At 30.8% G+C, this 25,553-nt stretch carries 22 protein-coding genes, 1 tRNA gene and 1 pseudogene; 16 read left to right on the forward strand and 8 right to left on the reverse strand.

Features of this window, described 5'->3' with window-relative positions; translation table 11 throughout:
* Positions 1 to 257 precede the first annotated feature (257 nt).
* A complete protein-coding gene (locus Q0P94_RS01580) occupies positions 258 to 5,234 on the reverse strand; it encodes a hypothetical protein (RefSeq protein ID WP_295113012.1) in 4,977 nt (1,658 codons plus the stop codon).
* A gap of 461 nt (positions 5,235 to 5,695) precedes the next feature.
* On the opposite strand from Q0P94_RS01580, the gene Q0P94_RS01585 reads away from it, so the two are divergent.
* Positions 5,696 to 6,826, forward strand: a complete 1,131-nt coding sequence (locus tag Q0P94_RS01585) for an adhesin (RefSeq protein ID WP_295113015.1) — start codon at positions 5,696 to 5,698, stop codon at positions 6,824 to 6,826.
* A 75-nt stretch (positions 6,827 to 6,901) separates the two neighbouring features.
* Positions 6,902 to 7,585, forward strand: coding sequence for an MIP family channel protein (locus Q0P94_RS01590; RefSeq protein ID WP_295113017.1), 684 nt, complete (start codon positions 6,902 to 6,904; stop codon positions 7,583 to 7,585).
* 20 nt (positions 7,586 to 7,605) lie between these two features.
* On the opposite strand, the gene Q0P94_RS01595 is transcribed toward Q0P94_RS01590, so the two are convergent.
* Positions 7,606 to 8,298, reverse strand: a complete 693-nt coding sequence (locus tag Q0P94_RS01595; RefSeq protein ID WP_295113020.1) for a nitroreductase family protein — start codon at positions 8,296 to 8,298, stop codon at positions 7,606 to 7,608.
* 87 nt (positions 8,299 to 8,385) lie between these two features.
* Between Q0P94_RS01595 and pyrH the strand changes: the two genes are divergently transcribed.
* From pyrH to Q0P94_RS01625, 6 genes are read left to right on the forward strand one after another with little or no spacing between them, the layout of a single operon-like run.
* Positions 8,386 to 9,063, forward strand: a complete 678-nt coding sequence (gene pyrH / locus Q0P94_RS01600) for a UMP kinase (protein WP_295113023.1) — start codon at positions 8,386 to 8,388, stop codon at positions 9,061 to 9,063.
* Positions 9,064 to 9,071: 8 nt separating this feature from the next.
* Positions 9,072 to 9,860, forward strand: a complete 789-nt coding sequence (locus Q0P94_RS01605; RefSeq protein ID WP_295113025.1) for a TatD family hydrolase — start codon at positions 9,072 to 9,074, stop codon at positions 9,858 to 9,860.
* Positions 9,861 to 9,875: 15 nt separating this feature from the next.
* Positions 9,876 to 10,067, forward strand: a complete 192-nt coding sequence (locus Q0P94_RS01610; protein ID WP_295113028.1) for a DUF2116 family Zn-ribbon domain-containing protein — start codon at positions 9,876 to 9,878, stop codon at positions 10,065 to 10,067.
* Between the two features lie 8 nt (positions 10,068 to 10,075).
* Positions 10,076 to 10,399 carry a YbjQ family protein gene (locus Q0P94_RS01615; protein ID WP_295113031.1) on the forward strand — a complete coding sequence of 108 codons (324 nt, stop codon included), beginning with the start codon at positions 10,076 to 10,078 and terminating at the stop codon, positions 10,397 to 10,399.
* Between the two features lies 1 nt (position 10,400).
* Positions 10,401 to 11,252: a hypothetical protein gene (locus Q0P94_RS01620; protein WP_295113034.1), complete on the forward strand. Its 852-nt coding sequence runs from the start codon at positions 10,401 to 10,403 to the stop codon at positions 11,250 to 11,252.
* A gap of 17 nt (positions 11,253 to 11,269) precedes the next feature.
* On the forward strand, positions 11,270 to 11,467 hold the full coding sequence (locus tag Q0P94_RS01625) for a hypothetical protein (RefSeq protein ID WP_295113036.1): 198 nt from the start codon (positions 11,270 to 11,272) through the stop codon (positions 11,465 to 11,467).
* Between the two features lie 44 nt (positions 11,468 to 11,511).
* On the opposite strand, the gene Q0P94_RS01630 is transcribed toward Q0P94_RS01625, so the two are convergent.
* Both Q0P94_RS01630 and Q0P94_RS01635 read right to left on the reverse strand, forming a co-directional pair.
* Entirely contained in the window at positions 11,512 to 12,801 is a 1,290-nt protein-coding gene (locus Q0P94_RS01630; protein WP_295113039.1) for a TIGR02710 family CRISPR-associated CARF protein, read from the reverse strand.
* A gap of 66 nt (positions 12,802 to 12,867) precedes the next feature.
* Complete coding sequence (locus tag Q0P94_RS01635) at positions 12,868 to 13,677, reverse strand: sulfite exporter TauE/SafE family protein (protein ID WP_295113042.1); 810 nt, start codon at positions 13,675 to 13,677, stop codon at positions 12,868 to 12,870.
* Positions 13,678 to 13,719: 42 nt separating this feature from the next.
* Between Q0P94_RS01635 and Q0P94_RS01640 the strand changes: the two genes are divergently transcribed.
* The 3 genes from Q0P94_RS01640 to Q0P94_RS01650 all read left to right on the forward strand — a co-directional run bounded on the left by Q0P94_RS01640 (position 13,720) and on the right by Q0P94_RS01650 (position 18,029).
* A complete protein-coding gene (locus tag Q0P94_RS01640; RefSeq protein ID WP_295113045.1) occupies positions 13,720 to 14,793 on the forward strand; it encodes a hypothetical protein in 1,074 nt (357 codons plus the stop codon).
* 1 nt (position 14,794) lies between these two features.
* A complete protein-coding gene (locus tag Q0P94_RS01645) occupies positions 14,795 to 15,685 on the forward strand; it encodes a DMT family transporter (protein ID WP_295113047.1) in 891 nt (296 codons plus the stop codon).
* Positions 15,686 to 16,133: 448 nt separating this feature from the next.
* Positions 16,134 to 18,029: an MJ1255/VC2487 family glycosyltransferase gene (locus Q0P94_RS01650; protein ID WP_295113051.1), complete on the forward strand. Its 1,896-nt coding sequence runs from the start codon at positions 16,134 to 16,136 to the stop codon at positions 18,027 to 18,029.
* 46 nt (positions 18,030 to 18,075) lie between these two features.
* On the opposite strand, the gene Q0P94_RS01655 is transcribed toward Q0P94_RS01650, so the two are convergent.
* From Q0P94_RS01655 to Q0P94_RS01670, 4 genes and pseudogenes are all read right to left on the reverse strand, one after another.
* Entirely contained in the window at positions 18,076 to 18,786 is a 711-nt protein-coding gene (locus Q0P94_RS01655) for a DUF4013 domain-containing protein (RefSeq protein WP_295113054.1), read from the reverse strand.
* Positions 18,787 to 18,976: 190 nt separating this feature from the next.
* Positions 18,977 to 19,897: pseudogene (locus tag Q0P94_RS01660) on the reverse strand (transcription initiation factor IIB); the annotation flags it as partial.
* Between the two features lie 56 nt (positions 19,898 to 19,953).
* A complete protein-coding gene (locus Q0P94_RS01665) occupies positions 19,954 to 20,241 on the reverse strand; it encodes a Gar1/Naf1 family protein (protein ID WP_295113057.1) in 288 nt (95 codons plus the stop codon).
* 117 nt (positions 20,242 to 20,358) lie between these two features.
* A complete protein-coding gene (locus Q0P94_RS01670) occupies positions 20,359 to 21,096 on the reverse strand; it encodes an RraA family protein (protein WP_295113060.1) in 738 nt (245 codons plus the stop codon).
* Between the two features lie 450 nt (positions 21,097 to 21,546).
* On the opposite strand from Q0P94_RS01670, the gene dnaG reads away from it, so the two are divergent.
* The 5 genes from dnaG to Q0P94_RS01695 all read left to right on the forward strand — a co-directional run bounded on the left by dnaG (position 21,547) and on the right by Q0P94_RS01695 (position 25,396).
* Entirely contained in the window at positions 21,547 to 22,788 is a 1,242-nt protein-coding gene (dnaG, locus tag Q0P94_RS01675) for a DNA primase DnaG (protein ID WP_295113063.1), read from the forward strand.
* A gap of 229 nt (positions 22,789 to 23,017) precedes the next feature.
* Complete coding sequence (locus Q0P94_RS01680; RefSeq protein ID WP_367270192.1) at positions 23,018 to 23,620, forward strand: biotin transporter BioY; 603 nt, start codon at positions 23,018 to 23,020, stop codon at positions 23,618 to 23,620.
* A gap of 42 nt (positions 23,621 to 23,662) precedes the next feature.
* The gene (locus tag Q0P94_RS01685; protein WP_295113070.1) at positions 23,663 to 24,049 is read left to right on the forward strand and encodes a DUF1284 domain-containing protein; all 387 of its coding nucleotides are present in this window, start codon (positions 23,663 to 23,665) and stop codon (positions 24,047 to 24,049) included.
* A gap of 60 nt (positions 24,050 to 24,109) precedes the next feature.
* Positions 24,110 to 24,181 (forward strand) — tRNA-Gln (locus Q0P94_RS01690).
* Between the two features lie 30 nt (positions 24,182 to 24,211).
* Positions 24,212 to 25,396, forward strand: a complete 1,185-nt coding sequence (locus Q0P94_RS01695; protein ID WP_295113073.1) for an ATP-grasp domain-containing protein — start codon at positions 24,212 to 24,214, stop codon at positions 25,394 to 25,396.
* Positions 25,397 to 25,553 lie beyond the last annotated feature (157 nt).

Consider the following 25,553-nt stretch of genomic DNA (forward strand, 5'->3'; position numbering starts at 1 on the left):
TCGTTTGATTAATTAAAAATATTGAATCTATATGCAATTTTTAAAAAAAATTATCAATACATCAATATCTAATTAAATATTTGTCAAAAGTTTTATATAAATGTATTGATTAAATTGGAAAAATGAAGCAGTATTTAGGCATTTAATAACGCAAGTAATAAAATAATGATAGTAAAAATTAATAATTTTGATACTTACAAATTTTTGAAAAATCGTTTGAAAAAAATAAAAAGTAGTAGCATAAAAGCTACTTTAAATTATCTTTTCTTTGAGAATGTACCTCCTACAAATACTAATGAAAACAAGACGGAAATTACTAAAAATACTAAAGGATTACCAGTAACATTAGCTTTTAATAAATTTAAACTTTCCCCATCTATTTTATCTCCATTAGATATTTTATAACTAGAATTTGGATTATTTAATTTAGGAGTATCGTTTTTAGGAACTTTTTCCTTTTCAGTGACATTTACAATAGAAACATCATCATTATTCTCCAAATTATAATCGAATGTTTCACTAATTGCTGATACTGCATTTTTCACAATGCCCTTAGATGTTGCTACAGCTTTAATTAACAATTCTGCTGATTCACCCTTATCCAATTCATCAATTGACCAAGAGTTAGTCATTTTATTAAAATTTCCTTTTGAAATCCTGAATGATTTCAATACTAATGAATCATCAGAAACTTCAGAAACTTCAATATTTTTGGCTTTATCAGGCCCATTATTAGTCAATTTTATTGAATATTTTATAATATCACCAACAGAGTAAAAATATTTAGAAGCTGTTTTTGTTATAATCAAATCACATGCCGGAGGGACAAAAATTGACTCTTCATCATTATTATTAATTAATTCAGGGTCAAATTCGTTTCCTTGAATGCTTACAACATTTTTATAAGTTCCAGTAGCCACAACTTTACAAATTATATCCAATTTTTTAACCTCTCCCACGGAGAGTTCACCAACATACCAGGTCCCATCAGAGTAAATAAAGTCACTAGCTTCAAGTAAAGTCAATCCTTTAGGCATATTATCTCTTACAAAGACACCTGTAGCATTATTTGGACCATTATTTGTAATGGTTATTGTCCATTTAATAATTTCACCATAATTAGGTGTAGATTCATTGACTACCTTAATAACTGATAAATCGGCAACAGAAACCGCATCAATAAATTCAGTATCATTATTGTTTGACATGTCCAAATCAAATTGGTTGCAGTTTGCAAAAGCATAATTATGAATTCTGCCAAGACCATCAACATTACAAGAAATATTTAAATAAGCAGTTTCTTTACTGTTCAATTGATTTATAATCCATTTGTTTTCTGCAAATATTCCGATAGATGCTTTATAACTATTGAATATTAAATTATCATCCAATACATCATATAACACAACATTTGTTGCATTATCAGGACCATGATTTTTAATAGAAATGAACCAGATAATATCTTCACCATAATACGGTTTTTTATTTGAGACCTGTTTAATTACCTCTAAATCAACTGTTAATGGAACATCAACTGTTTCATTATCATTATTATTGATAATATTCGGATCATACTCTTCAGCACTGATGGAAGCGAAGTTAGTAATCTTTCCAGTCTTATTGACTTCACAAACAATTTCCAAAGATTGCTCTTCACCATTTTCCAAACAGCAAACACTCCAAATACCATTATCATAAAATCCTTTAGTTGCCACAGCATCAACTAAAATTAAACCATTAGGCAAGACATCCTGAACTGATACTGCAGTAGCCTTATTAGGACCGTTGTTTTTAGCGATCAAAGTCCACTTGATAAGATTACCATAATATGGATTTAAGTCATCGACAATCTTAACGATTGAAACATCTGCAGTTTTATTTACTTCAATAATGTCTGAATCATTATTATTTGACAAATCATAATCAAACTCACTGGATGAAACTGAAACATTATTCTGACTTATACCGGTTGCATTTACCAATGTGATGATATTTAACTGGACAAATGCATCAGAATTTAATTGTCCGATTGTCCAATAACCAGTTTTTGGGTCATATTTACCATTGCTGTTATCACTTATCCAAATCAAGGATTCGGGAAGAACATCGAGAGCCACAACATCATGTGCCACATCAGGACCGTTATTTCTAACAATTATGCTCCAGACCACATAATCACCAAATATAGGATTGCTTTCATTAACTGTTTTTTCTACTTCTAAATCAGAAGCAGGATTTATTAATATTGATTTATTATCCTGATTATTAGATAAATTAGGGTCATATTCGTTTCCAGTGATATTTGCAAAATTAATCAATTTTCCAGTAGTTTTAACTTTAGAAATTATCTCCAAAGTCACTTTTTCACCAACAATTAATTTACCAATGCTTATAACACCATTGGAATAACTGCCTTTTTCCAATATGGAATCAACATAAACAAAACCTTCAGGTAACATATCAGTCACAACAACACCAGTTGCATCATTAGGACCATTATTTGAGATAACTAATTTCCATCTAACCAAATCATTAAAATCCGCCTGAGAAACGTTGACTGATTTAATAATAGACAAATCTGAAGCAGGAGATACTTTAATTATTTCAGAATCATTATTGTTTGACAAATCATAATCAAACTCACGGGATGAAACTGAAACATTGTTTGTTATTAACCCTGTAGAGTTTACACGACATATAACATTTAATCTAGCTTCCTGATTAATGCCAAGAGTTCCAATATTCCAAATTCCAGATATATGGTCATAATTACCATCATCACTAATCCAAATTAAAGATTTTGGAAGAATATCATTTGCTACAACATCATGTGCCACATCAGGACCGTTATTTCTGACGACAATAGTCCATTTGACAAGATCATTGAAATTTGGAAAAATTGTATTTGCGATTTTTTTCACTTCCAAATCACAGGTTGGAGGAATATTAATTTTTGCTTCATCATGATTATTGGTTAAATTAACATCATATTCCTTAGAAGTAACGTTTACCTTGTTTGATATTTCCCCAGTTTTATTGACAACAGTGAAAATATTAATAATTTTTTCTTCACCCACATCCAATTCGCCAATGTTTAAGATACCTGTTGCGGCATCATATTTTCCGCCGCTATCATCACGAATATAAATCAATCCATCAGGCAATATATCTCTTACTACAACCCCTGTTGCTTTATTTGGACCAGCATTAGTAATGTTTAATGTCCAAACAACGACATCTTCGAAATTATAACTATCTAAAGAAGGAGATTTTCTGACTTTACTGTCAATTTTAGGAGTGACTGTAAAGGTTGTCCTATTGGAAATTGCCTTATAGTATGTATCTTCATAATGTCTTGCGGTCACATAATATTTTCCAGGCTGCAAATTGTTTAATACATCTGAAACCTCACCAAGATAATTGGAGTTCAATGTTTTGTTATAAACTACTGCACCACCATCTTTTTCCACAATTAACTCAATTTCCATATTATATTCACGGTCATCCTGATATAATCTTCCATCATTAGTTGCTCCGTTAATAGGATTTTCATTGTCAATTTTTATTTTTGAATAGCTAGCGGCATTGTATATTGCATTTGAAACCGCCAGATTATTATATTTAGCAATATTGTTTCCTCCATGTATGATAGATTTTATGATTTCACTATCACCATAATAAATATCTTTGGCGAAAATTGGTAAAGCATATACCCATGCCTGATTTTGATACATAGTATTGTTTAACAGTATTGATTTTTCACTGGATTTATCCAGATAGATAGCACTGCCGTTTCTTGCAGTATTATAATAAAAATCATTGTTTTCAATGTTTGTATTGGTACTTTTTACATAGATTGCTCCACCTAAACCTTCATTATATTTATTAACATCGGGAATTGCACTGTTGTTCATAAATGATGAATTGGCAATTAATGTGTTTTTTCCTTTAGTAAAAACTGCACCCCCATTAATTTCGGCAATATTACCTTTAAAAGATGATTCTTTTAAAGTAACAGTTGTAGCTTCCATATTTATAGCTCCACCATAAGTAGATGCATAATTATCATTGAAAATTGAATTGTCGATTTCAATGTTTGATCCGCATAACTGAACTGCACCGCCCAACGGTGCTTCATTTTCAATGAAAGTACAATCTTTAATTTTCAAAACCATTGACGCAAAATTTACAAGTCCAGTAGATAATGCACCGCCAAATTCAGAAGCGGTATTGGCGATGAAAACACAATTATTTAACTTTCCAGAAGCATGATATGTTAATGCACCACCTTCATCAGCAGAGTTATTTATAAATCTGCATCCGGAATATTCCACCCCATCACGAATGCATCCAGCACCGCCATGAGTATGGCCAACTTTTGAAGATACATAATTATTAGTGAAATTGCAGTCTAAAACATAAGCTTTGCAATTAGGTTCATCCATACCAATCTGAATAGCACCACCGAAACAATCTCTTCCGACTGTATCAACTACCCGATTCAAATTAAATGAACAATTTATCACTTTAGAATTCTTACCGAACAAACCTAAAGCACCGCCTGCCAAATTTGCAGTATTCCAATTGAATTTACAGTTTTTAACAACAGTATTTAATGCCATTGAAGAATCGTAATAACTACTTATACCACCACCACCGATTGGAGCGTGGTTATTTTGAATAATACAATTGTCTATAACGACATTATCACCCAATATTAAAATTGCTCCTCCACGATATCTCTCACCATTGAAAAAATTTATATTACTTATAACCGAACCTGATCCACCCTTTTCAATCATGAAAATTCCTACTTCATGCCGGCCATTTAGAATAGCTGAAGATGACGAGGTTATTGTCAATCTTTTGTTTATAACAATGCCATCATTATCATTTTTAGATAAAAAAACACCCTTTAAAATAATTTTATCACCTGTAACTGCCTTATCCACAGCATTCTGAATATCTGAAAAACTTCCACCATTTAATGTGTATGATTTTGCCTCTAAAATTTCATCATCCTGATTATTTACCACACCCAACACTTCATTTTGAGAATTTTCTAGCTTATCTTCAACATCCAAACCAATTTCCATTTCATCACCAGTTTCATTTAAATCTGCAGCATAAGAATGATCCATGTCAAATCCCAATGTTGCACATACCAAACAAACAAATAGCAATGAAATTAGGAAATTTTTGCTAATCATTATCTTTTGAATTTTATTCAACATTTAATCACCTACACGAGGACGATGACAAATACTATTAATTAACAAAAGTTATTAACCAGCAATTAAACTTTTTACCTTAATTAAAACTCTAAAAAGAATAAATCAACATATAAAATTTAACCGTAATTCCAAAAATCTCTAGAAAAGCTATATAGTAGCATTCCAACACAATATATTTTCAGGAAATATCTGCACAAAATTCAGAACCAAAATAATTTTATAAACTAAAATAAACTTTTTTAAAATCTTGCTAAATTTACCTTAAAATAAAAGATAACCTCCTTTAAATCCTCAAAATAATTATTAAATCATTATTTATTTAAATTTTTCCATATAAAGGCCTACAATTTGATATTATTAAAAAATATTCTGTTGAAAAATAAAAAAATACAGAACACCAGAAAAAAATATTTTATTGATAAAAGAGAAATAAATGTATACAATTAGTTAAGGTAATAGACATGAGAAAAAAGATTGCAATATTAATTATGGCATTGTTATTAATTGCACCAGTTATACAGGATGTAACTGCAACAAAAACTGTTTTCATTACAACTGACAACATTGTTGACCATGATTTTGACGTAGGATTAATAACTTCCATTAAAAACTATATACAGGAACTTAGTGGTGGAGAACTACAAGTAGTAATAGATAACCAAGCCCCTGCGGCAGGGGAAGGATATCGATCAATAGCCGTTACAAGCGATGTAAGTATAGATCTGGCAGCATCAGACGCCGGAAACTATATACAATTAGCCAATTACAGTGCAAATTCCGATAAACAAATTGTTTTTGTCAATATTGGAGATTATGATTTGGATAACTCTTCAAACTATCTCAGAAGAGCATGGGATGACAATTACACAAATGAAAGTCTTGCAGGAGTTCATGACCCTGGAACCCTTCTTAGAAATGCAGGAATATTCTATGTTCAGCCAGCAAAAGAATATCCAAATAACTACAGAGACGGTGTTTTAGATAACTACGATGACGAAATGACAAAACAAATTGCTCAGGAAATTGTAGACATCATAAATACACATGATAATGATACCAAAGTATTTTCCGATGAGTTAGTAGTGAAAAACAAGATTTCTCCAAAAGGAATGGCTGATGCAAGTAAAGAGGTAGTAAACAGTGATGATAAAGAGTTAAAAGGCCCATTTGGAGCTTATAGCGGCCCACAATTATTATATCAGACCAGTTCCTATTTAAATGGTAATGGATTGGATATTCCTAAAACATTTAACGAACCTGAAAATCCAATGGGAATATCATTATTTACCAGAGACACATATTCAATTTCAGACTACTTTAAAATGGGAGGAATAGTCAGAAATTATATGGACGAACATGGACAAGCTCCAGACTCAATTGAATACGAAGGAGCTAGAATAGGATATTATGATTTACTGTATAACTTTGCAAAAATAACACAAAACCATACTGATACTGCAAATATGGGCTTTGAAAATGAATATCATTTCGATAGAGTTAATGATTCATTCTTACTCCACGCATTCCCATTCATATTAATATTATTCATATTATTCTTAGTTTATTTGGTTTATAAACGAATAAGAAGGTAGTCATTAAATATAATGAAAAACAAATTTAACATATTCATTTTAAAATGAATAAATATAAAATAGAAGGGAAAATTTATGAAAAGATATATTGCAGAATTGATAGGAACAATGGTTCTCGTCCTATTTGGATGTGGAAGTGCTGCTATAGCAGGTTCCGTTCTAGGTAACTTAGGCATTGCAATGGCATTTGGATTATCAATTGTAGCCATGGCATATGTGATTGGAGACGTATCTGGATGTCACATCAACCCTGCTGTTTCAATAGGCATGTGGATTGATGGAAGAATGGAAACAAAAGATTTAATCATGTACATTGTTTTCCAGTGTATTGGTGCAATCATAGGTATTGCACTTCTTGTTGCAATCATTAACTCCGCACCAAGTCTCGGAGGATATGCAATGACTGGATTAGGACAAAATGGTTTCGGAACTGCATCAAGTGTTGGTCTTGGTGTTGTAGGTGCAATCATTGTAGAAATTATCTTAACTTTCGTATTTGTATTCACCGTTCTCGGTGTTACTAAAAAAACAGAAAATGCTGCTGTTGCAGGTATTGTAATTGGTTTAACATTAGCATTTGTACATATTATGGGAATTCCATTAACAGGAACCTCAGTCAATCCAGCACGTAGTTTAGCTCCTGCATTATTCATGGGCGGCCAAGCTCTCCAACAAGTTTGGGTATTCATTTTAGCACCGATTGTAGGTGCAGTAATTGCAGGATTATTATACAAAGGTTTAATATCAGAGGATGCTTAAGCCCTCTGATTTCTATTTTTTTAAATTCGGACACTTCCAATATAAGTGTGTCCTTTAAGATTTTCAAAATTGCTTTTTACTTCAAATTTAAAAGTATTTTCATTGGTGACATACAAATGAGCCAAAGCAATACCTACATCAATAGGATTCCATTTTTTAAGAATTTGACGTTTTAAAATATTCTGTTTAACTTGATACACATCAAATCCTTCATCCGTACGTGTAAAATACCATGGTTGAGAATTAATAGCTGAAGGCGCCAATTGTGCAGGCATTAATCTTTCATCAACAACATTACAGATTTCACTTAATTTTTTTCTTTTAAAATCAGATATATCTCTTGTTTTATTATCAGATTTTCCAAAAGCAATCAAAATAATAAATTCAGGATCATCATTTTTTATTGAACCCATTCCAACCCAGCAGCTACCAACATCAATGCTTTGTAAAAAAAGGGAAACCTGCTGAAAGATAAATCCTATATTTACAAGATAATTCTCTTTTTTCTCAGAATATAATGCCAAATAATATGGGGCACTCCAACGAGTTTTTAAATTAACATTATCTTTTTCTAAAATTTCATATCTATAGTTAATATCTTCATTCAAAGGTTTGACCTGTGCTATAAATTCATGGATAGGACCCATATCAATAAACTCATCAACATATTTTCGACAGGATTTCCTAAGATATATCTGTTTTGCCAAATTCACAAAAATCACCTTGTTTATTAAATAGAATTTCAAAGGATATAAAATTTAAATAATATTGAAATGATACATTATATATAAGGTGAATTTATGAAAATTGTTGTTGCAATTGGAGGATCAATTTTATTGAAAGAATATGATTGTAAAAAATTCCAAGAATATAGTGCTATCTTGAAAGACTTATCCAATGAACACGAATTATTCGTTGTTGTAGGTGGTGGAAGACCTGCAAGAGATTATATTGGAGTAGTTCGTGATTTAGGTGCTGGTGAAGCACAATGCGATGATATTGGAATAGAAGTTACAAGAATCAATGCTAAACTGTTACTGTCTGCTCTTGGTGATGCGGCATATCAAAGAGTGCCTCATAACTTCCAGGAAGCTTTAGAATTCTCAGCTAGTGGGAAAATTATTGTTATGGGTGGAACTGAACCGGCTCACAGTACTGATGCAGTCTCTGCAATACTTGCAGAATACATTAATGCAGACAAATTAATTAATTTAACTTCCGTTGACGGAATGTATACCAAAGATCCAAATAAATTTGAAGATGCTGAACTCGTCCCAGAAATTTCAGCTACTGATTTGCTTGAATTTTTAAGCGGAAAAGATGTTAAAGCTGGAACTTACGAATTTTTCGACACAACAGCAGTTCAAATGATTAAAAGGTCAAATCTGGAAACTGTAATCACCAATGGTTTTGAACCTGAAAACCTGATTAAAGCTGTCAATGGCGAAAAAATTGGTACTAAAGTTATAAATGAATAGGTGATAATGTGGAAAATCTCATTGATATCGGTTTGAATTTAATGCACTCCTCTTTTAAAAAAGATAGAATTGAAATAATAGAAGATGCTAAAAAAGTTGGAGTGAATCAATTCATAATTACCGGAACCAATGTACATTCAAGCCATATGGCCGCAGAATATACATCAAAATATCCTGAAACATTATTTTCAACATCAGGAGTTCATCCTCACGATGCAAAAACTTGTAATGGACACACAATAAATGAATTGGAAAAAATTGCGGGAAATGATAGTGTGGTGGCTATTGGTGAATGTGGTCTTGATTACAATAGAAATTTTTCACCGCAGGATTTGCAAAGAAAATGGTTTGAAGCTCAAGTAGAATTGGCTGAAAGATTAGACATGCCATTATTTTTGCATGAAAGAGAAGCACACAAAGATTTATATGATATATTGAAAAGGCATGAAGATATCGTTGAAAAAGCAGTTGTTCATTGTTTTACAGGAACAAAACAAGAAGCACAAAATTACGTTGATTTAGGTTGCAGCATAGGTGTTACCGGATGGATTTGCGATATGAAAAGAGGAAGAGACCTGCAGGAAGCTGTAAGTGTTATTCCTCCAGAAAAACTGATGATTGAAACTGATGCTCCGTTTTTAATACCTAAAAACTTTGATAAAAAACCTAAAAAGAACAGGAACGAACCGAAATATTTACCTCACATCCTCGAAACAATTGCACTATGCATGGGCCTTGATGCAGAGGAACTTGCAATTCAAGTTACAAAAAATACTAAAGAATTTTTTAAAATATAAAAAGGAGATGAAAAAATGGCAGTAGAACCTCATAAACATTGTCCCATCTGTGGGACTCCAATACCTTTAAATGAACTTGTATGTTCACCAGATTGTCAAAAAGTATGGGATGCAAGATTAAACCAAACTAAAAAATCAAGAATAATATTATACATTGTTATTGCAATCTTTTTAATTATTTGGGCAATAATGACATTCATGAAATAGGGATAATCATGATTTTAACATCTTCAAATACCCTTGAAAATAAAGAAGTTATAGAATATATGGGATTGGTTACAGGAGAAGCGTTAATTGGTTCAAATATTTATAAAGATTTATTTTCCGGTGTTCGTGATGTTGTAGGTGGAAGAACCACTAGATATGAAGAGGAAATTCAAAAAGCCCGTGACATTTCATTAAACAGTATGATTGAAAAAGCTGAAAATTTAGGTGCAAATGCAATCATTGGGCTTAAAATTTCTTATGATAATCTTGGGGGCACCATGGGAAATACCATCCTTGTAACGGCTTATGGTACTGCTATAAAATTTGAATAACATGGATTCAAAAGACAAAGAACTTGATAAAAAAGAAAAAAGAAAAGCAATTCTCTGTGTAAGTTTTGGTACAGCAGTCGGGCTTGTTGTTTATGGAATTTTCTTATATTTCAAAATAGCCATATTCGGATGGAATTTGGGATTGATTTTTGCACCATTGGCAGCAGGTTATGCCGAAACCATCTTAGCAGATCGACTTATTGGCCAAAATGTAGGGGCAATAAGTGCTTTCATTCTTTTTATCGACACTACTTTTTACAGTTTTATTTTAAAAAATCCTACATTGGGTTTTAATCTGATTACTGCAGGATCAATTTTTGTTATTTTACAGGCAGCATTCCCCACATTAATCAATTATATCATATTAGTTGTAATTGGTGGAATTATAGCCAATTTCATAAATACTCTCAAAAAGTACTGGAGACAAATTAGATCAGCCCTTAGAAAGCAGCAATATGTGAAATGGGATGGACCAACAGTTGAAATAGACATCGATTCCATTGTAAAGTTTAATGAAGATGAAAGCAATGAAAGACTCAATAATTTGGATTTTTACTTTATAACCAGCACAGATATGGTAAATAAAACATATAATATTGTAGGACTTTACCAAGCTGAAATCATCTTAGAAAAAGACACCAGCTTGATAGAACTGGAACCTGAAAAAGCTGAAATCAAACAACTCTACAACTTAAAAAAGGAAAAAGACAATTGTTTAATTCAATTAGCTAAAACAATTAAATCCAATGGAGGAAATGGAGTTTTAAATTTATCCATAAACTACAATTTAGTAGGATTAAAAGGAGACAATATTCAGATTACTGCAAAGGGAATGGGAATAAACATTGAATAAAAAAAAGGAGTTATAATATGGGACGAGGAAATATCATCATACCTATCATTGGATATGTTATTGCAATAATCTCCCCATTAATTGGTTTGGTCTATGGCGCAATACTATTCTTTACACAAAAAGACATTTATCTTTACAGAAAGCATGGCAGACTTTTAATTTACTTTTCAATAGTAGTATTTGTCGTAAGTTGGATAATTAGACTTCTACTTTAAAAAAAAAAAATGAATCGAATCTTACGAAGATAAGATTCATTTAATTAAAATTGATTATACTTTAATTGTAGGTCAAATTTTGCAAATTCAGTTTCATTTAGGAATTTTTTCATATCTTTATCTAATTTCATTGCCAAATCAACAACCACACCTAAAAAATTATCGAAATCTTCCTCAGATTGTGATTCAAGGCCGTGAGCTAAAATAGAATTATTTCTCTTTTGAGTTAAATCCTTAATCCTGTTTTCATTTTCCTTATAATATTTGCCTAAATCATCACCTAATTCGTTAAGCAATAAGAAATCTGCAATTAAACCAATTTTTATTTTTCCGTCATCACGCATCTTTTCAAGATAATCAATGAACTCTTGAGAAATATTATTCTTTAAAAGTATGGACACATCAATATCTGAACTCAGGAGGTTATATTTGGACAACCTAATTTGAGCAATTAATTCAAATGATCTATATAAACGAGCAATTGCATCATCATATTTATATTCAGCAGCTTTTCTTTTAGAATTATTAATCAAACTTGCAAGAATATAACAATTTTTCAGATTTGCAGATTTTGAATTGACCATAATTCCCAAAGCATTTAAATTTTTCTTTAATTTGACCTTAACTTCCAAAAATTCCATATTGTTAATATTAACTTTAGTCAAATAATCATAAGCTTTTTCAAAATCCATTGTATCCCAGTAATAATAGGATTTGCACAAATTCAGAAAAGATTCCTTATGTATACTCAAATCAACAATATAATTTAAAATATCAATACAAGGCATGAAACGGTTTGCATTGAAATTGTTTCTTGCTCTCATTATAGCAAACCTATCATAAATCTTGTAGAGATTTTGATAATTGATAATTTCTGTTCCTGCAGAAACTTGACCTCTGGACCTATCACCACTTACGGAAATTAGATCTTTATTATAAAACATACCACAACATGCCATTGCAGCAGACATTGTTTTAGTTCCAGAGGTATAGTCCATAATAATCTGATATTCTTTTGTTATGTCCATATCAAATTCCCAAATTTTAGATTCAAATGCTTCAAAACAAGTATTAAAGTCATCTATAGCATAAAGAGGAACAATTTGATAGTCTTCACCTTCAATAAACTCATCATTATCATTTTTAAATAAATTCTCAATATATCCAATAGTTTCTCGAGATTCTTCGGATGCAAAAAAGACCACATGATTCGGATAAATTTTAGTAATAGTGGAAAATAATTTTTGAGCAAGTAATCTAAAACCCTCATCACTGGAATCTGAATTGATACCTGTTCCAACAATCATGAATAATATAACATCTTTTCGTTTCATAATATCACTTAATATTTTATAACTTTTAATTAAAAAAATTTGTGAAAATTCAGTTATTATCTAAAATTATGGAAGAATACCCAACATTTTTAATGCCATGTATAATACCAAAACAGAAAACACAATTTTTAGTTTCTTTTGAGGTACCATATGTGCTAATTTTGCACCGACTGATGCCAAAGGAACAGAAAAAGCAGCAATAAAAATAAAATTAATTACACTAACATAACCAATGGAATATGGAAATGTATTAACTCCCCAACCTGAAATAATATAAGACAGGAACCCTCCAATGGCTGTAAGTGCAATAAAAATAGATGACGTTCCAATTGCTTCAATCATGGAAAATCCTAAAAGAGAGGTTAAAATAGCTATTAAAAATACACCCCCTCCAATACCTAAAAGACCAGATAAAAATCCGACAACTAAACCTATAATCACTGTTGAAGCCAAACTGAATGAAATCCTTACCTTTTCCCGTTCCTTGTTAAGATTTAGAATATTATTTATCGCTATGAAAAGCAAGAGACATCCGAAAATTATCTCCAAAATTCCTGAAGGCAATGCCGATGCTGCAAATCCTCCTAATGCACCTCCAATTATTCCAAAGATTCCTAATCTTAAGCCTGGACTAACAATATTGTCCATTGATTTCATGTGCCTATAGGCACCACTTAATGATGTAGGAATAATAATCGCCAAACTTGTTGCTAAAGAAATAAGCATTGCAAGATCTGATTCAACACCAATGTGCTGCAACAGGAAATATTGCAGGGGAACAATTATGAAACCACCACCGACACCCAAAAGACCTGATGCGAATCCCGCACAAATACCTATTAAAATCAAACCTATGAAATATTCAATTGTAAACATAAACATCAATTTATTTAAACTATTAATACTTAAATTATTGTAATGAAAGTTAATAAAACTATCTTAGTTGGATTTATATTAATTGTTTTTTCAGGGATAATTTTTGTAACTGATGCTTTTAATCCAATCATAAGACCTATAACATATATATTTTTAATGGGATCATCTAAAGGAAAAGATATAATGTTTTTTTTCCTTCTAGGAATATTCTTAATATTATCCCAAACAATTAAAAAAGAAATTGATTCAACAAGATATCTCAAGATATCCATCATCATAGGCTCAATTTTATTGATATTAGGAATTTTAATTGAAATCCTTTTTAGATTGCAGATGGGAATAGCTTTAAACAACATCTTTGCATCAATGAACCATGGAATGAGTACCACAAGCATTTTACATACTCATCTTTTAAAGTCAATTTTAGGAGAGATACTGACTGCAATTATGGGACCATTTATCCAAAGCAACATAAATACTGGCGTCGGATTATATTCATATGTTCCAAACTTTGCAAAACTAGTCATTTTATTGATTCCTATACTATTTGTAACCTGCGTTTTAGCAAGCCAGAAAAGGCCATGGCCGACCAACTTCATACTGGCAGTAGCTTCAAGTTGTCTAATCATTGGAGCGATTGATGGAGGAATGTTTGGAACTCCAGCAATTGTTGGAATTTGCGGACTTTATCTTGTATATAGAAACGGTTATTATACTAACTGCATTATGGGCTTCCTGATAAATGATAAAAACCTGCTTGAAAAAAATGAAGAAATTCAGCCACCCTACAAAGTTCATAGCTTAAGGAAAATGAGAGATTTATTTAACCTGTCGATTTATTTATTTGTAATTGGAGGTATAATTCTTTTAAGATTTACAGTAGCTTTTGCTGGAGCTGAACCTGATTATTATACCGTTGAAATTGCGAATATGGAAGATAATGTTACATTTGGAAAAATTCCTCTTGAAAAGATTAGTCAAACAAAAAACATCACAACATATCATGTGACCTCGGAATATAATGAAATGGAATTGTTGAATGACTTGAAAGTTCCTTTAAATAATTCGTGTGAGTACTATACAGTTAGTTGGAATATTTATTCATATTTAGATTAACATGAAAAGATTATACTTGATTTTACCAATTTTAGCGGGTTTCATGTTCGGATCAAGCGGAATATTCGTTCGAACAATGACTCAAAACGGAGTAGACCCGACAACATTATTATTTTTAAGGTTTTCAATAGCAATCATTCCCATTGCTATAGCTATCCTCCTAACAGACAGAAAATTATTCAAAATCAAATTAGATGACATTCCATTATTTATCATATGTTCAATATGTATAATTGGACTTAATTTATGTTATAACAATTCAATGAATACAATCCCCCTATCACTTGCAGCAGTCCTACTTTCAACTGCACCTATTTTTGTATTGGCATTAGCATATGTATTTTTTGGAGAAAAAATTACTCAAAAAAAGTTAATTTGCATGCTGATTGCAATATTCGGATGTCTTTTGATTACTGGAGTTCTAGAAGAAAATACCATAAGCATCCCATTATCAGGAATACTTTCAGGTATTGGTGCTGCACTATTCTGGGCAGTTTATCTTATTGCCTCAAAAAAATCAATTGACTCCGGAAAACATACATTTACAATACTGTTTTATTCCGTTATATTCATATCAATTGTTTTAATACCATTTACAAGCATTTCACAGATTACTCAGTTTGTTTCAATCAACCCCCTACTGGCAACAATATTCCTGGTAGTTCACTCGACATTTTCATTTGCCCTTCCATATATTTTATCTACAGTGAGTTTGAACTATATGGACTCTGGAATTTCGTCAATATTCTTATCCGGAGCAGAACCATCAGCAGCATTAATATTTGGATTCATCCTTTACTCAGAACTGCCTACACCATTAATGTTCTGCGGATTCATTTTAACAATCATGGCAATGATAATGTTAAGCAAATATGACAATGCCAAACAGTGACATTAAAAGAGAGATATATTTCAACTGTAAATAGCTTAAAACATGAAATAGATTATTTAAAAGCTATTTTAAAAAAATAACTAATTATTATAAATATTTAATTAAACCAACATTAATAATTATGACAAATTGCAAATATGTAAAAAATATTGAGTTACTCGGAAATATTTCCGATACAGTAAACCTGAGAAAATATGTTAAATTAAAAAATTCCTACTCTCCATTTCAAATTTTAAAAATATATCACATAAATTAAATATTCAAAACTTAAAAGAAAAACAGAAACTTACATGAAAAAAATTAAAATTTTTAAAAAAAATCAATTTTTTGCAAAGTTCATATTATCTTAGAATATAATCCCATTCAAGAAAATGAACATAATCAATTGAAATAAGAAAAAAGACTATTATTACAAAAATTTATAAATTTAAAAAATAAATTTAAACATATGATTCTAAGCATTATTATTCCCACATATAATGAGGAGGAATATCTTCCAATTCTTTTAGAAAGTATTAAAACTCAAAGTTTTACTGATTATGAAGTCATAATTGCTGATGCCAATTCTACTGATAAAACTAGAGAAATAGCTGAAGAATATGGATGTATAATTGTTGAAGGCGGTCTTCCAGGAGTGGGCAGGAATAATGGTGCAAAAGTAGCGAAGGGTGAATATTTATTGTTCCTGGATTCAGATTTAAAGCTTACTGATGACTATTTGAGAGATGTGTTATATGAATTTAGGATGGAAAAACTTGGAATTGCAATTACTCAGATGTTACCTCTCTCAGATAAAGTTCAAGATAAAATATTTCACGATTTTGCCAACTATTTTATGATTAGTGTTGAAAAAATCAAACCTCATGGTGCAGGATGTTACGGGATAATTGCAAGAAAAGAATTGCATGACAAATGTGGAGGGTTTGATGAATCACTGACCTTCGGTGAAGATACCGATTACATTGAAAGATTAGCTAAAAAAGAAAAATTTCGAGTTTTGAGAAATGCAAAAATAGGTGTTTCCACCAGACGTCTTGAAGAAGAAGGTCTTGCAACATTAATAAGACAATATGGGAAAAGTACCATTAATGATTTTTTAGGAAAAAGAACAGATGCGAGTGATTTGAACTATAACTTTGGTCATGGGAAAGAAAAATTGACTACAACCAAATTATCAAGATTAGAAAGAACTACCGAACAAATAAATAAACTTAAAGGAAGTTATGACGAATCCCTTCAAAAAATACAAAATACCCGAACAAGGTTAAGGATAAATATGAAAAAAAGAAACAAAAAAGTTGTTTTTTATTGTGTTTGCGGAGAAGGAATGGGGCATGCAATAAGAACCGGAGTTATAGTAGATAAAATTAAAGACAAGTATGATGTCTACATTTTTTCAAGCGATAGAGCGTACAAATACTTAAGTTCAAAATTTGATCATGTTTACGAAATTGGCGGGTTCAATACAGTATACATTAACAACAAGGTGAATAACCTAAAAACATTATCTAATGCATTGAAAAGAAACCCTACAAATATTAAAACTGGATATGAAACTTTATATAAAAAAGCAAGGCAACTTCATCCCGACATTATTGTGACTGACTTTGAAATTTATGCTACAATGGTTTCCAAACTTCTGGATATCCCTTTAATCAGCCTGGACAACATCCACATGATTACCCAAACAAAAATTGATTATCCTAAAAACCATTATGTTGAAATGATTAAAGCCAAAGGTGTTATCAAAACATATGTTGTAAAACCTAAAATTCATATATTGACCAGTTTCTTTTATCCAAAAATCAAGGCAGGTAAAAAGGCAGTAATCTATCCCCCAATAATACGTGAAGATATCTTGAAATTAAAATCGACTGATGGAAATCACATTATTGTTTATCAAACAAGTAAGGAAAGTAGAAAACTTGTTCGCAAATTGAAAGATATCAAAGATGAAAAATTTATTGTCTATGGATTCAATGTAAACAAAAAAGATGGAAATTTAACATATAAAGAATTTAATGAAAATGAATTCTATGACGATTTGGCTTCATCAAAAGCAGTTATCAGCAATGGAGGATTTACTTTTATCTCTGAAGCGATTTATCTTAAAAAACCAATTTATTCTGTTCCTGCTAGGGGAAACTTTGAACAGACATTAAACGGATTTTACGTTCAAAAATTAGGATATGGAGAATACCACGAATCAATGAATGCTGAAAGAGTAAAATCATTTTTAACCAGACTTCCAAAATATCGAAAAATGCTTCAAAAAGTAAAAAATTCAAATAATGATGGAATTGTCAATGAATTAATTTATAGAATAGAAAAATATTCCAGATAACCAAAAAAAAACTAATTTTTATAAAAAAAAAAGAAAAAAAGGTTAATTATAACTCAGAATATAATAATCCTGTAGCCCTATAATAGAAGAATATTGTATAAACTCCGAAGATTCCCCATAATATTCCTCCAACTGTTTGATTGTAATACATAATTACTGCAGTAATAGTATTTATTACAAACCAACTAACAATCAGGATAACAAAGGTTATTGCAATCTTAGTTAATCCAACCCTAAAAATATCATTTATAGCTTCCCTAATAGCTAATGCCTCACCCAAATTATCATGTTTAGCCAATCTGCATTTTGCCATAATTTCTGCCAAACCAAAAATGACAAACAAAATTATGGTTATTAATGAAGTAAGCCATGGCTGGAAAAAAATTCCTAAAATAAAATAACAAATAAATGGGATAGCGAAATAAACTATTATAACAATTATCTGTTTGATTGCATTAGAAACTTGCCTTACAATATCAAGATTAGGAGAATCAGTTCGACAATTAATTCCCCATTTTACAATATCTAACATATAACCTAAAATCAACAGTAGAACAATTGAAAAAAGGATTATTTTTATTATACTCAATCCACCATTAATTATATCATTTAGGCCTATTAAAGTAAAAAGAAAATCCATAATGGATAATCCACCTATAACTCCTGCAATAATTCCCAATATAATAAATATTACTAATGCTTTAATATTCTGCAATGGATATAATAAAGCACCACTTACAATATCCCTAACGTCCATTTGCCGCACCTTTTAGTTAAATACTTTCACCTATAAAGTTCGGATAAGTGAAAATTTCTAATAAAAACTATATAATAATCTATTTGCATTACTATTTAAATATTAAATCAATACAAAAATAATCAAAAAAGTTTTAAAAAAAAAAATAAAAAAGTGATTAATTAAAAAATTTAATTAATCCAAAAGGCAACTATAAAGTAACGCCCATTTCTAGTTGTTCAGTTAATTCCTTGTACCTATTACGGATAGTCACTTCAGTCACACCTGCAATATCCGCAACATCTCTTTGGGTTTTTCTCTCACCAAGCAAGACAGATGCAATATATAATGCAGCCGCAGCAACTCCTGTAGGGCCTCTTCCTGAAGTCAAACCTTTTTCCATAGCCTTTTCAATGATTTCAATAGCTTTGGATTGTGCTTCACCAGAAAGACCTAATTCAGATGCAAATCTTGGAACATAATCAACAGGAGAAGTAGGTGGTAATTTAATATTCAATTCACGAGTTAAGAATCTGTAAGTTCGACCAACCTCTTTTTTAGTTACTCTTGAAACTTCTGCTATTTCATCTAATGTACGAGGCACATTACAACGACGACATGCAGCATACAATGAAGCGGCCACTACACCCTCGATACTTCTTCCTCGAATTAATTTATTATCTACTGCACTTCTGTAAACAACTGATGCTGCCTCCCTTACACTTCTTGGAAGACCTAATCTTGAAGAATCACGATCAAGTTCACTTAATGCGAATGCTAAATTTCTTTCAGTTGCACCAGAAATTCTGATTTTCCTTTGCCATTTTCTTAACCTATACCATTGAGCACGGTTTCTAGCAGGAATATCACGACCGTAGATATCTTTGTTTCTCCAATCAATCATAGTACTTAAACCTTTATCGTGAATAGTGTAGGTAATTGGAGCTCCAACTCTAGTACGTTTATCTCTTTGCTCATGATCGAACGCTCTCCATTCCGGACCCATGTCCACAAGGTTTTCATCAATAACCAAACCGCAACGAGCACAAACTACTTCTGCTCTTTCATAATCCCCAATCAATTCTTCAGAACCACATTCAGGACAAACAGTCTGTTTATTATCATCAAAAACTTTTTCTTGTTGAGGTTCTCTTCTTACTCCCCTACTTCTTCTACTTGGAGTTTGTGTTACTTCTTGTGTCGTGCTTTCATCCTCCTTTTTTTAGATTTTTTGGATTTTGGTTTAGATACAAATAGTTTTTCACCACAATTTTTTGCAATACGATCTCTATCTGCTGATTTAAATAAACGAATAGAAACGTATGGTTGTTTTGTTGGTCCAAAAACATAACTAACCTTCCCAATTTTGTTTTTATTACTGTCAAAAACAATACCACCTGGTGACGGTGTTTTAGAAGATCTAGCTATCAGTTTACCAGAATTTGCAATATGCAAACTATTTCCTAAGAATTTCATATAATCAATCTTAAAATCAAATCTGTATCGTTTTTATATTATAAAAAAAGTAGTATATAAATATATCGGTAATATTTATATACATAATAGAGTTTATATTTAAATGTTTTTCTATTTTTATTTAAGTCCAGTAATCTGTGCTAAAGTCATGCCACTATCCAACTTATCAACAATGACTGACTCTGCCAATTTCACTTCAAGAGCTGAAATCATTACTCTGCTGAACAATTTCTTAGGGATGACAATAATTCCAGTTTCATCTCCAAAGAAGAAATCACCAGGACAAATATTATTGTCTTCAATTTCGATTGGTTGATTTAAAGTTCCCAACCCTAGAGCCAAACCAGCATTAGGAACAAAATTAGATGCGAAGATTGGATAATCCATATATAATAGAGCATCCAAATCGCGAACAGATCCATAGATCACAGTTGCTTTGATTCCATTATTTTTTGCAGAGGTGGAAGCTAATTCACCCCATATTGCCTTTTCATCATCATCAACTTTAAAAAATAAAATATCCCCATCGTCTGCAGCATCAATAGCCAAAGCTGAAGTTCCCCAATCATCACTGGTTGTCTCAACAGTGAAAATACTTCCCCAAACTTTCAAATTATTAATTGGTTTAATGGATTTGATTGTACCTGAACGATGTGAAATGCCCTTATAGGCATCTGAAATTTGACAAGCAGATATATTTTCAAGTAAAGAGACAAGATTAATATATTTTTCATAATTGTTTCCATTAAATTTTAAATCATCAATAGTTACATTTTCTAAATTAATATCTTCAACATTAACTCTTTTATCTAAATTTTTATTCTTATTTAAAATATCTTTTGGAGTTACAGACATTACCTCACCATTTTTCTTTTATATATATATTTAATATTATATGTACAATGTTAAAATATTTTTTCAATATAACAGATTTTATATATTAGTTTTATCAAAATTAATACATGTAGTATTAGAAAAAATACTTAAATTTATTATATGCTCATAGAGCTCATTTACATTAATCATTTATTATAATTATTATTAATTAATTCACAGACAGGAGAAAAATCAAATATTAAGGAATCAAAGATTGGCGAGTTTTATAAAGTTCAAATTAAATCATATGGAATGAATTAATAAACCCTTAATAGTGTGACACTCCGAATGTATTGGCTCTTTTTTTAGTGTATAATAGGTAAAAATATGTTTATCGTATAATTTATGCAAGTTTATTGCCTAAAAATAATTAAATTTTTAGTTATTACATAAATTATCCCGATTAAATTAAGCTTAGGAGGCTTAAAGATGGGAAAAGGTGAAGAATTAACTACAACAAAATATTTAATTCATGCACAAATTACTGCTAATGGTATTGTTGAAAAACCAGATGTCGTTGGTGCAGTGTTTGGGCAAACTGAAGGTTTACTTAGTAACGATTTAGATTTAAGAGAACTTCAAAGAACTGGAAGAATTGGAAGAATACAAGTAAATATTCATTCCAACAGCGGAAGAGCAAAAGGTGAAATCGTTATTCCATCCAGTTTAGATCGAGTTGAGACAGCCATTCTCGCTGCATCTCTTGAAACAATTAATCGTGTTGGACCTTGTGAAGCTGAAATTCAAACTTTAAAAGTTGAAGATGTTAGAGCTGTAAAAAGAGAACAAGTCGTAAACCGTGCTAAAGAAATTTACAAAAACATGGTTGAAAGCGTTGGTCCTGCCAGCATGAAAATGATTGAAGAAGTAAGAGAAGCAATGAGAGTTCATGAAATTTCCGAATATGGAGATGATCGCTTACCTGCTGGTCCTAGCATCCACACATCAGATGCAATAATTGTAGTGGAAGGACGTAGCGATGTTTTAAACTTACTCAAGTATGGAATTAAAAACACCGTTGCTGTTGAAGGAGTTAGTGTTCCTCAATCAATTGGTGAATTAAGTAAAAAAAGAACCACCACTGCATTTGTTGATGGAGATAGAGGTGGAGAATTAATCTTAAAAGAACTCTTACAAATTGGAGATGTTGATTACATTACCCGTGCTCCTAAAGGAAAAGAAGTTGAAGACTTGGAAAAAGATGAAGTTTTAGTCGCACTTAGGGATAAAGTCCCAACAGCACAATTTTTAGCTACACACAACATCCTAAATGAATCTAACAGTTCCAACAAAAAAGACAATCATAAAAGATACCAAAATAAACATTCCAGAAAACAAAAATTCACCCCACGTGAAGAAGTTGTTGAAGAGCCAGTTGTCGAAGATGATGAAGTTAGCCTAATGAAAGATATGCTAAAAGAATTTGAAGGAACCGGCAGTGGAGCAATATTGGATGAAGCATTAAATATGACTAAAGAAGTTGAAGTGGAAAATATTTACGAAGAAATTAAATCCATTGAAGGAACTGCAGACAGTGTCATATTTGATGGTGTAATCAGTCAAAGATTAGTGGATGTGGCTTCTCAAAAAGGAATTAAAAGACTAGTTGCATTCAAATCCATGAATATAGTTAAAAAACCACATGATGTGAAATTAATAACTATAGACTAATTAAATTCAAAAAAAGGAAATGGAATTTCTATTTCCTCAATTTCTTATTTTTTAAAAATCTTCTTAAAAATTTTACAAACAGCAATTATGCAATTCTTTTTATATATTTCAGAAAAAAATAAACTGAAAAATAGTTTTAATTTGTTAAAACATCATAATTGCACAAATAATATATAATATAACTAACAGATTAATTATAGAATATGGAAATTGGAGGATGAAAATGAATATCAATATTGATAATTACTATCGTACTAGAAAAAATGTTTTCGAAAGAATTGAAGATGCTAGTACCGCAACTAAAATTCTCATGTCATTAATGATGGCATGTTTCACAGGGATAATGGCTCAAATTATTATACCTCTCCCATGGACTCCAGTTCCTATAACTGCACAAACTTTCGCGGTTTTAAGTTCTGGTTTACTATTAGGTAGAAAATATGGATGTTTAAGCCAAATTTTATATGTTATTTTAGGTATTGCATTTATTCCTTGGTTTGGAGGAATGACTGGAGGTATTGAAACATTTTTAGGATCAACCGGAGGATTCTTTATCGGATTTATAATTGCATCCTATTTCATTGGAGCAATTAGAGACAAATATGCACATGCACGTAACTTTGGAAAAATGACACTGGTTATTGGTGTAGCAAACTTTGTATGTATTTATATTCCTGGTCTTGCAGGTCTTGCATTATGGTCTGCTAATTCAGGAGCTCCTTTAGGAATTGTTGATTTATTAATGATGGGTCTTATACCATTTATTGCTGGAGATATTGTTAAAATTTTAGCAGCAGCTTCAGTATCAAAAATATTCTTACCAAAAGACTAAAAAAGGTTTTAAACCTTTTCTTTTTTTATTTATTTAGATATTATGAAACTTGTTTTAAGAGGACATCACTTATTATGTCTTCAAGGTTTTCAAGGTTATGGTTATGATGAAAATTTTGTCAAAAATATGACAGAAATTAACCAGACCAGAACATCTGAAAATACTTCCATTTCACTGACAGATTCTCCAGATGATATTTGTAAATCCTGTCCTAATTTAAAAAATAATTTATGTCAGAATGCCACACAAAATAAAATCATAGTATCAATGGATAACGAAGTACTATCAAAATTAAACCCTGAAATGGAATATGAAAGTGTAGAGTTATTTGAAAAAGTTCAAAATATATTTAATTCGAAAGAAAGCGTGAATAAGATATGTGATAATTGCATGTGGCATGACAAATGTTTATTTTATCAGAAACTTTGAACCGATACTTTTAAATACTACATAATAAATATATATTAAATGTTGTAATACAACAAATATAGTCCCGTAGGGTAGTGGTAATCCTTCTAGGCTTTGGACCCGGAGACGGCGGTTCGACTCCGCTCGGGACTATTTTAATTAACTATTTTTTACTGATATTTTATGGAAAAGCTATTACTTATTGGAATTGATACAAGAAGTATGCTTAATAGTGCATTAAAATTAGATTATGATATTTATTCTACAAGCTATTTTTCAACATCAGACACACCCGCAATTAAAAACCAAAAAATCATTCTAAACGAGGAAGACGGACTTAGCTGCGGTGTTTTCGAAGAAGAATTTAACAGCGAAAAACTTATAGAAATTTCAAAGGATTACATTGATGAAGTTGACTACATCATACCGATTTCAGGAATTTCGCCAACAGAGTTTTCAAGAAAGGATCAAAAAAAGATTTTAGGAAATACAAATGTTAAACACATTGAAAACAAATACAAATTTTATCAAAAAATTAAATATGAATTTAAAACTCCTAAGACTTTTTATATAAGTGATGTAGATGAAGCTTATGAAATAAATAATAATCATCCGGAGAGTCAATTTATTTTAAAACCCGTGCAAGGAAGTGGCGGGTATGATATCAACATATTAAATAATAATGAAGATATTCAATTTAATAAAGGAGATTTCATTCTTCAAGAATATGTTCATGGAATCAATTTAAGTTCATCTGTTCTATCAACAAAAAATGATGCAAAAACTATAATGAATTCAAGATTACTGACTATTCATGACTTTGAAAAAAACAATAGTTTCATATATGTGGGAAACATTTTGCCATTAACCGAAAAATCAATAATGTCCAATATTAATGATATCGATAAAATTAACAATCTTATGATGGAAACATCAGAAAAATTATCTCATAAATTTAATTTAATCGGATCAAATGGTGTGGATTATATTCTTAATGAAACTGGATTATATGTAATTGAAATTAACTCCAGACTTCAAGGAACATTTGAGTGCATTGAAAAGTCACTTGGAATAAACATGCTGGATGCACATATAAAAGCATGCATGGGAGAAATTGTTGAAATTCCTAAACCTAAATATTACTCCTATAAGAAAATCATATATTCACCAACACGAATGAAATACGAAAAAATAGACTTGAACAATATTTTTGACTTGCCCCATATAGGATCAATTACCGAAAAATCAGAACCGTTACTAACAATTATTGATAAAGATAAAAATTTTGAAAAATTATATGAAAAAGTTGAAATAGCCAGTAAAAAAGTAAATGATGCAGCTATAAGATACCAACAAGGTATAGAATAAACAATATCAACCCAATTGTTATCATAAATGTAGTTATAATCATCCCATGAGTTATCCAAACAAATAATTTCGCCTTATTATCAGGGTCTTTCATAAATTGGTCAATTGGATTTCTTTTCATTTTAAACACACTTTCTTGAAATTTCTAGTAAAAAAA

Origin of the sequence: uncultured Methanobrevibacter sp. (genome assembly GCF_946184425.1) — an archaeon.
Taxonomy (GTDB): Archaea; Methanobacteriota; Methanobacteria; order Methanobacteriales; family Methanobacteriaceae; genus Methanocatella.